Source organism: Agrobacterium burrii, from assembly GCF_017313405.1.
Lineage (GTDB): Bacteria > Pseudomonadota > Alphaproteobacteria > Rhizobiales > Rhizobiaceae > Agrobacterium > Agrobacterium burrii.
In genome coordinates, this window is sequence record NZ_JAFLNA010000001.1 from 486105 (window position 1) to 502953 (window position 16849).

The following is a 16849-nucleotide window of genomic DNA, read 5'->3' on the forward strand; positions in this document are numbered from 1 at the left end:
AATGGTCACACTCATCAAACACGATCTCGAATTCATTCTCAAACAGATCGCAATTGCTGAAGCTCATACTGCATTGATCGCAGGCTTGACGCCTGCGGATTTTGCAGAGGGCGACCCGATCGGGGAGGCGCTACGGAGCTTGGTCGATAGCCCGCTGTTACCATCAGGCCTGCGCACCGTGGATGGCAGCTACAATAATCTGGTACCGGGGCGCGAAAAATGGGGCGCTTCTGGCGAACCCTTCAAGCCGCTGACACAGCCGAACTGGGTCAATGAAAACGACGATACATTGATGTTTGGAACGCCTGCCAACCCAGTGTGGCTGAACAACGGCAACTACGCTCCGGGCGCACCCGGCACTCCGGGCTTTGCGCCTGGAACGGTTGTGGATGCCGATCCCCGTCTCATCTCAAACCTCATTGTGGATCAAACGCTTGCAAACCCGGCCGCTGTTGCTGCGGCCTTGCGCCTTGCCGGCCACTCCGAAGCGAACATAGCCCAGGGCGTGATTGCGATCCGTCAAGCCTTCGAGGGCGACGCCGCCGCGCAGGCAAATCTCGCTGCGGCCAACCTTGCCGTGACAGGCGCGCAAGCCAATGTGCAGCAAGCATTGGCAGATGTCGTTGCGGTGACGGACCCTGCTGATCTTCCCGCTGCGCTCGACGCTCTTGCCGCTGCGCAGCAAGCGTTGACCGCTGCCCAGGCTCAACAGGTGCAAACCGCTCAGGCGGCGGGTATTCTCGACGGCCTCCTTGAGCAATGGGGCGTGCAGATGGACGGCAACACCGTGCTTTTGCCGAATGTTTCTCCGGATGAAGGGCTTTCGGCACCTTACAACGCCTGGTTCACGCTGTTTGGCCAGTTCTTTGATCATGGCCTCGATCTCGTTGCCAAGGGTGGTAACGGCACCGTCTATATTCCTTTGCAGCCGGACGATCCGCTCTATAACCCGGCAACGCCACACACCAATTTCATGGTGCTGACACGCGCTACCGTCGGCGACGGCGCCGGCAACGTTACCACACCATGGGTTGACCAGAACCAGACCTATACGTCTCATGCATCACATCAGGTGTTCCTGCGCGAATATGAGACCATCAACGGGAAGACGGTTGCGACCGGTCTGCTGCTGGAAGGCGAAAATGGCGGCCTTGCGACATGGGGTGAGATCAAGGCGCAAGCGCGCGAAATGCTGGGCATTGAGCTGACAGATGCCGATGTCGGTAAAGTGCCGATGATCCGCACTGATCCCTATGGCCGTTTTATTCCTGACCCCGTGACCGGCTTTGCGCAGTTGATCGTTGGTATCGGCGCCGATGGCGTGCCCAATACGTCTGACGATATCGTGGTGTCCGGCACGCCGGATACGCCGGTTAATCCGACCACTGTGCTGGCACTCAGACTTCCAAACGCGTTTCTGGATGACATCGCCCATGCCGCAGCGCCCGTTATCACCAACGGCGTGCTGATGGCCGACAATGACGATGCCGTGGGTTATTCGGGCGGTTTTGGTCCGCGCGGCAACCAGACGCATTATGACGACGAACTGCTCGATGCGCATTACATTACCGGCGACGGTCGCGGAAACGAAAATATCGGACTGACGGCGGTCCATTTCGTTTTCCATGCGGAACATAATCGCCAGATAAATGCGGTCAAACAGACCGCCATCGCAACGACGATTTCGGAAGGCGACTTCACCTTTATCAACCAGTGGCTTGCCGAACCGATCAGCGTTTTGCCTGCCGATCTGAGCACACTTGTCTGGAATGGCGAGCGTCTTTTCCAGGCGGCGCGCTTTGCCACGGAAATGCAGTATCAGCATCTGGTTTTTGAGGAATTCGCCCGCAAAATCCAGCCGGATGTTGATATCTTCCTCGTTCAGCCGGACGTGGAACTTAATCCGGCTATCTTTTCCGAATTTGCCAATGTCGTCTATCGCTTCGGCCATTCGATGCTGAACCAGACTGTCGACCGCATCTATGCGGATGGAACGCGGGACAATGTCGATCTTTTCGATGCTTTCCTGAATCCGCTGGAGTTTGGCGAAACAGGCATTTCCCAGGCGCAGATGGCCGGTGCGATTGCCATGGGCATGTCGTCCCAGCATGCCAATGAGATCGATGAATTCGTCACCGATGTCCTGCGCAACCAGCTTGTCGGCATTCCGCTCGATCTTGCTGCGCTCAACATCGCCCGCGGTCGCGACACTGGCATGCCGACGCTCAATCAAGCCCGCGCGCAGTTCATGGAATTTGCCAATGGCGATACCAATCTGCGGCCTTATGTCAGCTGGGCAGATTTCGCCGTCAATATCAGAAACCCGGAATCCATCATCAACTTCATTGCGGCCTACGGCACACATTCAAGCGTGACTGGCGCGATGACGATCGAAGCCAAACGTGATGCCGCTATGGAACTTGTCTTCGGTGTCGACATCAACGGTGATGGCATTGTCCCGAGCGAACAGGACCGGCAGGATTTTCTCAACGCACGCGGCCTCTATGCGGGCGGTAGCCTGGGTGGTCTGAACGATATTGACCTGTGGGTCGGTGGTCTTGCGGAAAAGAAGATGGCGTTTGGCGGTATGCTGGGCTCGACCTTCTCCTTCATTTTCCAGCTTCAGATGGAAAATCTGCAGGATTCGGACCGCTTCTACTATCTGTCGCGCACACAGGGCCTCAACCTGCTGACGGAGCTGGAAAACAACTCCCTCTCCAAGATCGTCGCGCGCAACACCAGTGTCGGGCCTGATGGACTTGCCCTCCCGGCCGACATTTTCTCGACGCCCGACCATATTTTCTATGTCGATGCTGCCAAACAGGCGCAGATGACCGGAATAGCCGACCCGCAGCACGAAAACCCTGTTCTTGAAGCGGTCTCCAAATTGGTCGAACGCGGCCCGAATTTCATCCGCTACAACGGTCTCGACCACATTCTCATTCAAGGAACGGATGACGACGACCACATTATTTCAGGTGGTGGTGACGACAGTGTCTGGGGTGGGATGGGCAACGATCGCATCGAGGCCGGTTATGGCGTGGACGCTATCAATGGCGGCGCAGGTGACGACATCATCACCAGTGCCGGCACGGATATAGGTGCTGTCAGCGTGCTGAAGGGTGAAAGCGGCAATGACGTGATTGTCGATGGCACGGGCATGTCGCTGATTTTCGGCGGTGAGGGCAAGGACTACCTTGTTTCCGGCGCCGATGACGGCGAAATCCGCGGTGGCCAGGGCGACGACTTCATCTCCGGGGGTGACGGTATCAATGCGCTTTTCGGCAACGAGGGCGATGACTGGATCGAAGGCGGCGGCGGTTTCGATTACATCGCTGGCGACAATGGTGAGCTCTTCTTCAACTCGACCGTCATCGGGCACGACGTGCTGAACGGCGGTTCCGGCGATACCGACTACGATGCGGACTCCGGCGATGACATCATGTTTGCCGGAGAGGGCATTCAGAAGAACATCGGCATGTGGGGCCATGACTGGGTTATCCATCAGGGCCAGAAGAACGGTGCCGATGCGGATATGCGTGTCGATATCTTCACAACACTGCCTCTGGAAGTGTTGCGAGACCGCTTCAGCCAGGTAGAAGGCCTTTCAGGCTGGGATCATAATGACGTTTTGCGTGGCGATGATCGCCTCGGAACCGGACCGGAAGGCGGCACGGTCACCGACCCGACGCCCGAAACAGGCTTCCGTTACAACGAGCTTAATCAGGCTGGTATCGACCGTATCGCCGGCCTCAACCAGATCATCACGCAAGACATGATGAGCACGGGCGAATACTGGGCCGACGGATCGTGGGAAAATGGCAGAACCGGTACGACGGAACGGGTTTTTGTTGGTGGAAACATCATCCTTGGAGGTGGCGGTTCCGATATGATCGAGGGTCGCGGCGGCGATGATGTCATCGATGGTGACCGTTATCTGAGCGTGCGTATCATCGGCCAATCGAAGGATGGGATCGCCTTCACGGTCAAGAGCCTTGAAGATACCGTCACGCTGAATGGCGTCACGAAATCGCTGACCTCATGGATGGTCGATGGTCGCATCAATCCCGGTTCGATGCAGATCGTGCGTGAACTTCTCGATGGCGGCGGCGATGGAGATATCGATACCGCTATCTACTGGGATGATTTTGCAAACTACGATATCACCGCCAATCAGGATGGCAGCTTTACCATTTCGCATGTCAATCCAACGGCCGGCGCAATCGATCCGATAACCGGGCGTAATCGCGTGCCTGACGGTACTGATCGGCTATACAATATCGAGCGGCTGCAATTTGCCGACCGGACGGTCGACATCAGCGCCGGACTGCCGCAACCAGCAACCGGCGTGCCTGTCATCATCGACGCAACGCCGACCAATGGTCAGGTTTCTCCGGAAGAAGGCCAGACACTGACGGTCGATGTTTCGCAGATTGCCGACGCTAACGGCATCGAAAGCGCCTTCGCCTACCAGTGGCAATATCTGAACGGAACGACCTGGACCGATATTCCCGGTGCGACCGCTGCGACCTTTGTGCCAACCGAGCCCAATGCGCTGCTGCTTCAGCTTGGCGATATCAATGAAATCGGTCGTCAACTGCGTGTCTCTGTCAGCTTCACCGATGGGCTGGGCGGTACCGAGACGGTCATTTCCGTTCCGACCTTGCCGGTTGTGGCACGCGGCGGCGTTACCCTGAATGGCAATGCTCTCACCAACAACGTCTTGAATGGCGGCAATGGCGACGACACGCTCAATGGTGTCGATCCATTCATCATCCTTGGCGGCAACGATACGCTGAACGGCGGTGCCGGCAACGATATCCTGAACGGTCTTGGCGGCAACGACACCCTCAATGGCGGGACCGGTGACGATACGCTGAACGGCGGGAACGGTAACGACACGCTGAATGGCGGCGCTGGTTTTGACGTGATCAATGCCGGTGCCGGCACCGACACGATCAACCAGACCAGCACCGATGGGCGTGATCTGATCGACGGCGGTACCGGGGTCGACACGTATCGCCTGACAGGTGTCGCAGGTGCCGAACTGTTCCGTATCTATGCGGTTACCAACGGCCAGAACGCCAATCTCGCAACGTCTCTCGGAACGATCTTTGCGACGAATACTGAAATCGTCATTACCAGAACAGTGGGTGGTGTCGAATCTGTCATTGCGGAGCTCGACAATATCGAAGAGATCGTCGTCAACACCCTTAACGTGACAGCCAATGATGGCGGTGGGCTCAACACCGGTGTCAACAATGGCGATACCGTGCAGGTTATCGGCAACTTCACCTCCACGAGCCTGAACTTCAGCACCATCACCATCGATGGCAGTGCGGGCAATGATACTGTGGATATCAGCGCGTTGACTTCGGCACATCGCATTGTCTTCCGCTCCAATGGCGGTAGCGACACGATTGTCGGAACGCTTCGTCCGCAGGACGTTATCGAACTGCCCGCCGGCAGCAGTCCGCAGGACTTCAGTCGCACCTATGATGCTGCAACGGGCCTTTCCACCCTCTCCAACGGCACACATCAGATCGTATTTTTCGGCGATATGACTCCAGGGCTTAAAGAATACGAAAATGAGCACGAGGACGACGACGATGATGATGATCAGGAGGGCGAAGGCAACGGTGGCGAATGCGGAAATACGCCAGATGATGGGGTCCCCAATGGCAATAATGGCGGGGGCAACACGACGCCGCAGCCGATAGCTGCCAAAACACTGATCGGTACGTCCGGCAACGACACCCTCATGGGTGCGGCGGGTCACGACACGCTGATTGGCGGCGATGGCACGGATATTCTCGTCGGTGACGCCGGCAACGACATTCTCCGCGGCGAGGCCGGTGATGATGTCATTCTGGGTGGTGACGGCAAGGATGTCGCAAACGGTGGTGACGGTAACGACGAAATCCACGGTGGTGCCGGCAACGATCTCATCTTCGGCGGCGCAGGTAACGACTTGCTGTTTGGAGACGAGGGCGACGATATCCTTGAAGGCGGTGCCGGCAACGATCGTATCTGGGCTGGTGCAGGCAATGACACGATACTTGCCACGCTGAACGATGGTGACGACGTCTATTACGGGGAAGACGGCACAGATACATTGGACTACTCGGTCAGCACGACCAATCTCACCGTCGATCTCGGCAATGGGCTGATGGGGCGCGGTTCCGTCAGTGGTGCAAGCACCGGCAACGATACGTTCTTCGGCTTCGAAAACTTTATCGGCGGATCCGGTCACGACAAGATTGTCGCCTCCACTGCCGTCAACATCATCGATGGCGGACTTGGGGATGACACCTTCAAGTTCAACTCCGCTGCCGCTGCAAATGGCGACACGATCTATGGCTTCAGCACCGGGGACAAGATTGATTTCTCCGGCATGGGGCAGGGGCTGCGCCTGACGGCTGGCACCACGATGACGGCGCTTGGCGATGTGACGATTGCCCACGAAATACGTGATGGCGAGGAATTCACCGTCATCAGGGGCAATACGCAGGGTGATGACGGGGCAGATTTCGAACTCGCCCTGCATGGCCGCCATAACCTCACTGCCAATGATTTCGTTGGCGTTTCCTGAGCTTTAACCCGAGGCATCGGCCGCGACGGGCGGCCGAACATCGCACAGTGCAGTGATCAGGGGGCGTGTTATGAGTAAGCAATCAAACTACAAGATCAGTGGCATCGGCAGCCTTTTATGGTTTGTCTTCGGACTTTCCGGCGTCATCAACATTCTGGCGCTTACCGGCGCCATATACATGCTGCAGATTTACGACCGTGCACTGACCAGCGGCAGCGTCCCGACGCTCCTGTGGCTGTCCGCTATCGCCATCGGCCTGTATCTGTTTCAAGGTATGTTTGATATTCTGCGCTCGCAAATTCTGGTGCGCTTCTCGGCCAATATTGACCAGAAGATTTCGCCGCTGGTGCATAAGGTCGTCATCGACATGCCGCGCTTCGGTTATTCACCAGCTGAAGCAAACGAGCGCGGCAGGGATGTCGATACCGTGCGCACCTTTCTCTCCGGTGCCGGGCCGGTCGCGCTGTTCGACCTGCCCTGGATACCGATCTACCTGGTTTTCGTCTGGTTGCTTCATCCGGTTCTTGGAATGCTGACGGTTGGCGGCGCGGTCTTCCTCGCCTGCGTGACACTGGCCGCTGAACTGCTTTCCCGTCGCCATGCCAAGGAAATGACCCGCGCTGCGGTCAACCGCAATGTCGTTGCGGATAATCACATTCGCAACGGTGATGTCCTCTACTCCATGGGCATGACGGATCGTGCGCTGAAGCTTTTCGAGCGCGCCAATCGCCGTCATCTCGATACGCAGACCGCGACCTCCGATATATCAGGCACTTTTTCGGGCATTTCGAAGGTGCTTCGCATGATGTTGCAGTCAGCCATTCTCGGCGTCGGCGCCTATCTGACGATCAAGGGAGAAATGTCAGCAGGTTCGATTATTGCTTCATCCATCGTCACGGGCCGCGCCCTTGCACCTGTCGATCAGGCAATCGCCCAGTGGAAAGGCGTGGTGGCTGCGCGCAGAAGCTGGGGTCGCATCAAGGATACATTGGCTGCTCTGGACAACCCGGACACACGCTTCGATCTGCCGGCACCTTCCCAGGAGCTTTCGCTTGAAAATATTACGACGGTTGCGCCGCTTTCCGGCACGGTGCTCTTGAGTGATATCAGCCTGAACCTCAAGGCCGGGCAGGCGCTTGCTCTGATCGGCCCAAGTGGCGGCGGAAAGACCACGCTGGTTCGCTCCATTCTCGGCATCTGGCCAGTTCTTCGCGGTGCTGTCCGCATTGATGGCGCAGATCTCAAGCAATGGCCCACGGAGTTCTTCACCTCCAATATCGGTTATCTTCCGCAGGAAGTATCGCTGATGGACGGATCGATTGCGGAAAACATTTCCCGCTTCGACCCGGATGCGGATTCCCGCAAGATATTTCACGCCGCCCGGGCTGCCGGCGTCCATGACATGATCGTGCGCATGCCGGGCGGTTATCAGACGCAGATCGGCCCCAGCGGCCAGGCTCTTTCTGCCGGACAACGTCAGCGCATCGCACTGGCACGCGCGCTCTACGGCGACCCCTTTATCGTCGTTCTGGACGAGCCGAATTCCAATCTGGACGCCGAGGGGGAAGAAGCCCTGGCGCGTGCAATCGTCAAGGTTCGGGAACGCAGAGGTATCGTCATCATGGTCGCACACCGTCCAAGCGCCTTGCAGCCGGTTGATATGGTTGGCGTCGTGCAGGGTGGCAAGCTGGTTTCTTTTGGTCCGAAGGAGGAACTCATCAAGACATCGGCGAATACCCAGATCATACCGCAGCGGGCTGTTGTTGCCGAACGGCAATACGCGGCCGAGTGATGGAGGCATATCATGGCGATCGACATCAAGGACAGCCAGGACGAACTTTCCGCTCTGAGCCGGGAAGCCGCCCTTGAACAGCACGCACCGGGGCGTCGATTTGAAAGCCCGGACCGTCAGGAACCTACTCTGCGTTCCCATATGTTGATTTCGACGATCGGTATCGGTCTCGCCGCCTATCTCGGCCGTGTTCAGGATGTATATGCGCCATCTCCGAATGATGCGATGGGGGACGGTGCCGGGCGACCGGGGATGTTGGACGCCGGCGCTCCTTCACCCGGTTCAGATCCGGTCGCGCTTGCACAACAGCTTGCATCTTTTTGGACAGAGTATCTGCAGAGCTATCTGGATGAAACCGACGGTGTGCGGAGATATGTGCGATACAATGGCCTATCTGTAGATTTCGGCAGGATCAGTTACGGGTCTGACTTTGTTCTTTCACGGGTGGCGGCGCTTGATCTTGATAACAACATGTTCAAGTTTTACCCGGACGCTGGTGCAAATGCTTCCCTGAGCATTCGCTTTGCGTTGCCAGGCAATCATTCGACGCCAACTCCCATCACTAATCCCGGAAATGCTTCAGCACAGGCAGGAGCGGGTAATAGTGGCGGTAATGGCTCCGGCAATGGCAATTCCGAAAACCGGGCTCCTGTCGCGACAGGTGTAATTTATCTCGGAAGCGGTCTCGTCAACCTGTCGATCTTGTTGGCCTGGGCAGATCTGGCGCGCGCGGGATTGGACCCGGACGGCGACAGGCTTTCGATCTCCAACATAAATTCTTCCTCGGGAACTGTAAGCGCTCATGGCGCAGATGTCTGGCTGTTTACGCCATCCCGCGACATGAACGGTATCGTTTCCTTCACATATACTTTGAGTGATGGGCAAAGCAGTGTGACGGGACGAGCCTGGCTTGATCTGCGGCTCCATCCGCAAAAGGAGATCATCGGCACGGATGGCGATGACACGCTGCTCGGCACCCCGAAGGACGACATTATCAAGGCGCTGGATGGCGACGACGTGGTCTATGGGCGTGAGGGCCACGACCTCATCGATGGCGGTGCTGGCAATGATATCTTGATTGGTGGTGATGGAAACGACGTCATTTATGGCGGCAAGGGACATGACCGGATATTGGGCGGACGCGGTGATGACGTTCTGTTCGGTGACGAAGGCAACGACTTCATCTATGGCGAAGAAGGCAACGACATCGCCTATGGCGGCGCTGGTCATGACTTCATCTCGGGCGGTGCCGGTAATGATCGCCTGTTTGGTGAAGCTGGGAACGATGTAATTTCCGGAGATGCCGGAGATGATATTCTCGACGGCGGAGATGGCAACGATCGGCTGATTGGCGGTGAAGGTAACGATGTCGTTCTGGGTGGTGAGGGCGATGACGTCTTTATCGCCGGCGTGCTTGCCGTGCTGGACCAGGAACTTGAAAATGACGCTTCCTGTCTGGTGACAGTGCCGTTGCCTGATGGAAACGACGTGTTCGATGGTGGCAGTGGCTGCGATACATACGATGCAAGTGCCGCCCAGGCAGGGGTCGATATCAATCTGCAGGCTGGCACAGCCCATGGTGTCGAGATTGGCACCGACCGGCTTATCAGTGTGGAAAACGCGATTGGCGGTTCGGGTAACGACCGCATAACGGCGAGCGATACGGTCAATGTGATGATCGGTGGGCAGGGCAACGATATTTTCGTCTTTGCCACAACCTCCAGCCTTCGCAACGGTGGTAGCGGACGCGATGAAATCCGGGATTTCGAAATCGGTGACAAGATCGATTTTTCAAAGCTGAGTGCGGATCTCGGTGCACTTTATTTCGGATCTGACGATCTTGGCATGGCCGATCCGAACGGCCACGACCATCGCACACTCATCAAGCTCTACAAGGAACTCACCGATGACGGTGAGAACCGTCAGGTGGTGCAGATTTATTCCGATCTGGATGCCGACGACAAATACGAGCTCGTCGTCATAAGCCAGCAAGAATTGAATTCGGGCGACTTCATCCTAACGGTGACGGTTGCCCATGCCGATAATGGCTCAATCACCGTTTAGTAAAGCGTTCGGGTGGAGGAAGTGTCATGACCGGTTCAAATAGGGCGGAGCCAAAAAACATCAACGTGGCAGGAAACGGCATTCGTTTGCGCGTGATCACCACCGCGCTGTTAGCGACCTGCCTTGTGGCAGGCGTCGGCGGTTGGGCGGCACAGGCCAAACTTGCCGGAGCCGTGATCTCCCAAGGCGAGGTCGCCATTTCCGGCGAAATCAAACAGGTACAGCATGTCGACGGCGGAACCGTCGTGGAGATTCCGGTGAAATCCGGCGATCTCGTGCGCAAGGGCGATGTGGTCCTGAGGTTGGATGACACGCAGGCCCGTGTGGAGCTTGATATCATACAAAGCCAGATCGGCCAGCTTTCGGCCATGCGGGCGCGGCTTGTTGCCGAAAGGGACAATGCGGCGGAGCTGCTTTTTGACATGCGGGTCATGCCGCAGCTGGAGCGGGAAGAGTTAAAACTTTTCCGGGAAAATCAGCACTTGCGTGAAAATCAAAAGCAGCAATTACGGTTACAGGCCAATCAGCTTCAAAACCAGGTGGATGGTCTGGAGCAACAGCGTAAGGCCAGTATTTCAGAAGAGGATCTGGTTCGAGACGAGGTTTCACTACAACAGCAACTGGTGGACAAGGGGCTGGTCCGCACAGCCGACCTCCGCGACCTGAAACGGCAAATGGTTCGTCTTCAGGGAACGATAGGCGATGTGACCGCCAAGATTGCAGAAGCCAGAGGTCAGATCAGTGAACTGGATATCAAGCTGACGTCTATAGACCAAAGCAGCCGTTCCGAAGCGCAGAAAGAAATTGTTCGAATTGATACCCAGATTGCTGAACTCAACCAGCGGGCCATCGCGGTGTCCCACCGGCTCGACCGCACCACCGTGCGTGCGCCTGAATCCGGTTATATCTACGATCTTCAGGCCCATACGGTTGGTGGTGTCATCGGCTCCGGAGCAGCCATCATGTCACTTGTCCCGAAAGCGGGAGATTTGCGCGTCGATGTAAAAATTGCCCCGACCGATGTCGACCGGATCAATGTTCACCAGCCTGCGCGCATGCGCTTCATTGCCTTCAACCAGCAGACGACGCCTGAGGTGAAAGGCAAGGTCGATATGGTCTCTGCTGCTACCTCGGTAGACAAGGCGACCGGGCTGCCATTCTATAAAACGACGCTTTCCTTCTCACCCGATGCGCTCGGGACATTAGCCGCCAAGCTACAGCCGGGAATGCCGGTTGAGGTCTATATCGAGACCGACGAGCGAACCATGATCTCCTACCTCAGCAAGCCGCTGACCGACCAGATCATGAGGGCCTTCCGGGAAGAGTGAAGCGTTAGGGGGCCATATCGCGCCGGAATATCGGCCGAGGGTAAGAGTCATGTAGCGGCACTTACCCCCGGATCCTGACGTTCATCTTCGGTGCGACGTCTCAACAAACCCGGCGATGAAATCCACATCGTCGTCGCCATCTCTTAATCCGAGATGGATGCTTTTCTGTACGCCGTCCGGACCAATGCGGACGGGGCGGACACCGAGCGCTGCCGCTTCCCGACGTACAAGCCAGTCGGGAATGGCGCTGACCCCGCGGCCCGCCGCGACGAGTTGAAGCATCATTTCAGTCGTCTCGACATTCCGGTGATGACGCGGCCGACAGTTGGCGGGCACCAGAAACTGGATAAATATGTCCAGCCGCTCCGGCGGTACCGGATAGGTGAATAGTGTCTCATTCAGCAGGTCCACAGGTTCTGCATGGCGTTTTTGCGCCAGTGGATGATCAGCCGGCACGGCAAGTACCAACTCGTAGTCGAATACCGGCAAATAATGGATGCCAAGCGTCTCGATCGGGTCCGGCGTGATCAGGATGTCGATTTCATATCCTGTGAGGGCCGCCACGCCGCCGAAAGCGAATGATGTCTTCAGTTCCAGGCCCACATCCGGCCATTCCATGAGATATGGCTTTGTGACGCCCATAAGCCACTGATGGCAAGGATGGCATTCCATGCCGATCCTAAGCGAGCCTCGCTGGCCGTGGCGATAATCCGACAGGACATTTTCAGCCCTTTCGATCTGGGGCAGAACGCGCTGCGCCAGCGTTACGATATAGCGACCGGCCTCGGTGAGGCGGAGGTTACGACCGTCTTTCTCCCACATCGCCACGCCATAGCGCTCCTCGAGCTTGCGGATCGTATGGCTGAGAGCGGACTGGGAGACATTCAGCCGCTCCGCCGCCGCCGTCAGGCTGCCCAGGCTGTCGACTTCCCGCAGGATCGATAGATGTTGCCTGTCCAGCATGGTTATGCCCGCCCATGGTGACGAGGAGTAACGTCTGTAGAGGCGCTATCGTGGGCAGGAACCGGCCGGTGGTCGGTGTCGACTGCGACCATGGTGAAATGTCCGGTGGCCGTAATATGCCTCTCGCCAGTCAGCAGGTTTTCGGACCAGAGTTTCGTCTCGATGGACATAGAACTGCGGCCAACGCGCTCGACGCGTGCCTCCGCCTCGACGATCTCACCGATCTCGACGGCCCTTGCGAAGTCGATGCGCTCGGATGAGGCCAGCACCACCAGCTTGCCGGAGTAACGCGACGCTGCAACGAATGCGGCTTTGGTCATGTAGGCGATCGCTTCGCCCCCGAACATCCGGCCAGCGCTGTTGGCCTGATCCGGAAACACGATCTCGACCATGGCGACGATATCCGTGAGATCCGGCGCTTCCACGGGAACGAGTGCAGGCAAAGCATAGCTCGCGGCGTTCTCGCCCTCCGGAATGGCGACCATATGGAAGGTGCCTCGCGTACAGATGTGCCGCTGATGGCCGACGATGGTCTCCGCCACCATCTCGACGTCGACCGTCAGGGAACGTCGACCGGCTTTGACCGGTCTGGCCGTGAATTCGACGATGTGCCCGATGCGTGCCGGCTGCCTGAAATTGATGCGCTCGCAAGAGGCGGTCACGAACGGCACCCGCCCGAACCGGGTCGCCGCGATGAAGGCAACGCGATCCATCAGAGCAAGTCCGGTTCCCCCAAAGAGGGTGCCGTGATGGTTGGTATCTCCGGGAAAAACGATATCAATGAGACTGGTTATCGAGCCGCGCTGAGCAGGCTTTTCCATCGTCGCGGTTTCTGTCATCGGCCCTGCCATCAGGTTGCGGCAGGGTAGTGGCATGACGCAGAGACGATGGCACGGGAATGCGATCGCGAAAGCGGCACTCCGGGACACCCCGCCCGTGGACGTTATCTATCGCGGCAGGTCTCCTGGCTTACGGGTCGTCGCTCTGGTCCGTCTTCCCGAGGCTTGCCTCAGTGACATGGATGGACTTTCGCTCGCCGCTTACAGTTGCGGGGGCAGCTTCGGCTTTAAGGCAGTAAAGCCCCGACCGAATTCCCTCTTAGCTCCGGACTTTCGCCCGCAGAACCACGATGACGAACCAATGTCGTATGTCGTTGAAGGGGTCAAGGCATTCGTCATCGGTTTTGGGGAGGTGACGGTTATCGCGTCGACCGAGATATGGAACATTCGGCCCATCACCATGAGGTTCGGAGGACAAAGGCCTCCCAAATTCTCTGGCGGATCGCCTCTCATACCCAAATCATGAGCAGGGCTCATACTTCCGTGAGATAATACCATTTTTATTCAATCGGCCTCTCAGGCACAAAACGCGCACCGCTCTCGGGTCGGGACAGTTTAAAAATTGTCCACTGAGACAATGGAAAATAACATCCGGTGCGTCCTGAAATTTACGTCAATAACGTCAGGATGTATCTCGGGATTTTGGGCGTCCTATCGCGATGATTAAGACTTTCGGTTTCAATATAAAGAGTATTTCTTTTGATGAGGATTATCGCCCGTCAGAAAATACGCGTGTCACGACGAATTTTGCCAACTTGGCCAGGGGCGAGAACCGCCAGGAAAACCTCCGCAACGCCCTGAAGATGATTGACAATCGCTTCAACGCGCTGGCGCATTGGGATAATCCGAAAGGCGATCGCTACTGCGTCGAACTTGAGATAATTTCAGTTGAGATGCGAGTTGATGCTGAAAGCAATGATGATGCCTTTCCCCTGATTGAAATCCTGAAAACGAATATTGTTGATCAAAAGACGGGCGAGCGCATCGAAGGCATCGTTGGAAATAACTTTTCCTCTTACGTCCGGGATTATGACTTCAGCGTCGTGCTGCCGGCTTACAACAAGGATCGCCCGTCATTCGGCATGCCAGAGGATTTTGGCGACCTGCATGGAAACCTGTTCAAATGTTTCCTGAACTCACAGGCTTACAGAGAGCATTTTCAAAAGACGCCAGTCATTTGCCTGAGTGCCTCAAGCAGCAAAACATATCATCGGACGGGAAATCAGCATCCCGTATTGGGTGTCGAATACCAGCAGAACGAATTGTCTTCGACCGACCATTACTTCCAAAAAATGGGTTTGCAGGTGCGCTTTTTCATGCCGCCGAACAGCGTCGCGCCTTTTGCCTTCTATTTTCTCGGCGATTTGCTCGACGATTATACCAATCTGGAGCTCATCAGCACCATCAGCACGATGGAAACTTTTCAGAAGATCTACCGGCCTGAGATTTACAACGCCAATTCCGCAGCAGGGGCCTGTTATCAGCCCAATCTGAAACATCAGGATTATTCGCTTACCCGGATTGTCTATGACCGTGAAGAGCGCAGCCGGCTGGCTGTAGAGCAGGGACGGTTTGCTGAGGAGCACTTTATCAAACCTTACAGGACCGTTCTCGAGCGGTGGTCTGCCAATCACGCCCTTTGACAACCAAAACACATAAGGTCGCACATCATGAACAGACTGTTGCCCACGTCAACCGCCGGCAGCTTGCCGAAACCCTCGTGGCTTGCGCAGCCTGAGAAACTCTGGTCGCCCTGGAAATTGCAGGATGAGGAACTGACCGAGGGCAAGCAGGATGCCCTGCGCTTGTCCCTGGATGATCAGCAACAGGCAGGCATCGATATCGTCAGCGATGGCGAGCAAACACGCCAGCATTTCGTCACGACCTTCATCGAGCACCTTGGCGGCGTTGATTTTGAAAAACGCGAGACCGTCAGAATTCGGGATCGTTATGATGCAAGTGTCCCGACAGTCGTCGGTGCCGTGTCTCGCCAAAAACCTGTTTTTGTGGACGATGCCAAGTTCCTCCGTCAGCAGACCAAACAGCCAATCAAATGGGCTTTGCCTGGTCCGATGACCATGATCGATACGCTCTTTGACGGCCATTATAAGAGCCGTGAAAAACTGGCCTGGGAATTCGCCAAGATCCTCAATGAAGAAGCGAGGGAACTGGAAGCTGCCGGGATCGACATCATCCAGTTCGACGAGCCGGCATTTAATGTCTTCTTTGACGAGGTGAATGACTGGGGCGTCGCTACCTTGGAAAAGGCAATCGAAGGTCTCAAGTGCGAAACTGCCGTCCATATCTGCTACGGCTACGGCATCAAGGCCAATACAGACTGGAAAAAGACCCTGGGGGCGGAGTGGCGGCAATATGAGGAATCTTTCCCCAAACTGCAAAAATCAGGCATCAGTCTGATCTCGCTGGAATGCCACAACTCTCACGTCCCGATCGATCTCATTGAACTCCTTCGAGGCAAAAAGGTCATGGTGGGGGCCATCGACGTGGCGTCCAATACCATCGAGACCCCGGAAGAAGTCGCCAATACGCTGCGAAAAGCCCTTCAGTTTGTAGATGCTGACAAGCTCTATCCCTGCACCAATTGCGGCATGGCGCCCCTGTCTCGCCAAGTGGCGCGCGGCAAGCTGAACGCTTTGGGCGCTGGCGCGGAAATTATCCGAAAAGAACTGTCGGCCTAGCGTTGGCTCAGCAGCAGGAGGCCGACATGAACATGGTGAACCACCGCTTCGACATTGTGGATAAACCCACGTTTCGAAATGGCATGTCGCGCCTCGGCTCTGCGGTTAACGTCGTCACCACCATATACGGCGGCAAGCGTTACGGCTTTACCGCCTCGGCGGTTTGCAGTGTCAGTGATACGCCGCCGACACTTCTCGTCTGCATCAATCGCGCCAGCTCGTGTTTTTACGCCTTTAAGAACACGCGCCATTTCTGCGTCAACACGTTGATGCCAGGTCAGGAGGACATATCAGACCGCTTCGGTGGAAAGACGCCGACGGAAGATCGATTTGCGCTTGGCGACTGGAGGGAAGGGCTCACCGGTGCACCAATCCTTGCCGACGCGTCGTTTAGCTTCGAATGCGAGCTCACCAATGCCGTTGACGAGGCCACTCATCGTATTCTCTTTGGGCGCGTGATCGACATTCATGAGAATGAAGAACGGGCAACGCTGCTCTATTGCATGCGCCGCTATCTCACCGGATAGGTAATCAAGGTGGCCTTCCTCCAACGATGGGCAAAGGACAGATCA

9 protein-coding genes and 1 riboswitch are annotated in these 16849 nt (G+C 56.6%); of the genes, 7 read left to right on the top strand and 2 right to left on the bottom strand.

The window, feature by feature from the left end; all coding sequences use genetic code 11:
- Position 1: 1 nt before the first annotated feature.
- The 4 genes from JZX89_RS02560 to JZX89_RS02575 all read left to right on the top strand — a co-directional run bounded on the left by JZX89_RS02560 (position 2) and on the right by JZX89_RS02575 (position 11776).
- Positions 2-6592 (top strand): peroxidase family protein, encoded by a 6591-nt coding sequence (locus JZX89_RS02560; protein ID WP_207132965.1) that lies wholly within the window; start codon positions 2-4, stop codon positions 6590-6592.
- A gap of 70 nt (positions 6593-6662) precedes the next feature.
- A complete protein-coding gene (locus tag JZX89_RS02565; RefSeq protein ID WP_207132966.1) occupies positions 6663-8384 on the top strand; it encodes a type I secretion system permease/ATPase in 1722 nt (573 codons plus the stop codon).
- A 12-nt stretch (positions 8385-8396) separates the two neighbouring features.
- Positions 8397-10448: a calcium-binding protein gene (locus tag JZX89_RS02570; protein ID WP_207132967.1), complete on the top strand. Its 2052-nt coding sequence runs from the start codon at positions 8397-8399 to the stop codon at positions 10446-10448.
- A gap of 26 nt (positions 10449-10474) precedes the next feature.
- On the top strand, positions 10475-11776 hold the full coding sequence (locus tag JZX89_RS02575) for an HlyD family type I secretion periplasmic adaptor subunit (RefSeq protein WP_207132968.1): 1302 nt from the start codon (positions 10475-10477) through the stop codon (positions 11774-11776).
- A gap of 81 nt (positions 11777-11857) precedes the next feature.
- Here JZX89_RS02575 and JZX89_RS02580 read toward each other — a convergent pair whose 3' ends face one another.
- Positions 11858-12739 carry a LysR family transcriptional regulator gene (locus JZX89_RS02580; RefSeq protein ID WP_207132969.1) on the bottom strand — a complete coding sequence of 294 codons (882 nt, stop codon included), beginning with the start codon at positions 12737-12739 and terminating at the stop codon, positions 11858-11860.
- Positions 12740-12741: 2 nt separating this feature from the next.
- Positions 12742-13578: an acyl-CoA thioesterase gene (locus JZX89_RS02585; RefSeq protein ID WP_207132970.1), complete on the bottom strand. Its 837-nt coding sequence runs from the start codon at positions 13576-13578 to the stop codon at positions 12742-12744.
- A 98-nt stretch (positions 13579-13676) separates the two neighbouring features.
- A riboswitch (cobalamin riboswitch) is annotated at positions 13677-13883 on the bottom strand.
- 354 nt (positions 13884-14237) lie between these two features.
- On the opposite strand from JZX89_RS02585, the gene JZX89_RS02590 reads away from it, so the two are divergent.
- From JZX89_RS02590 to JZX89_RS02600, 3 genes are read left to right on the top strand one after another with little or no spacing between them, the layout of a single operon-like run.
- Positions 14238-15221, top strand: coding sequence for a DUF1852 domain-containing protein (locus tag JZX89_RS02590; protein ID WP_207132971.1), 984 nt, complete (start codon positions 14238-14240; stop codon positions 15219-15221).
- 27 nt (positions 15222-15248) lie between these two features.
- Positions 15249-16277 (top strand): methionine synthase, encoded by a 1029-nt coding sequence (locus JZX89_RS02595; protein ID WP_207132972.1) that lies wholly within the window; start codon positions 15249-15251, stop codon positions 16275-16277.
- Positions 16278-16303: 26 nt separating this feature from the next.
- The gene (locus JZX89_RS02600) at positions 16304-16804 is read left to right on the top strand and encodes a flavin reductase (RefSeq protein ID WP_207132973.1); all 501 of its coding nucleotides are present in this window, start codon (positions 16304-16306) and stop codon (positions 16802-16804) included.
- Positions 16805-16849: the final 45 nt, after the last annotated feature.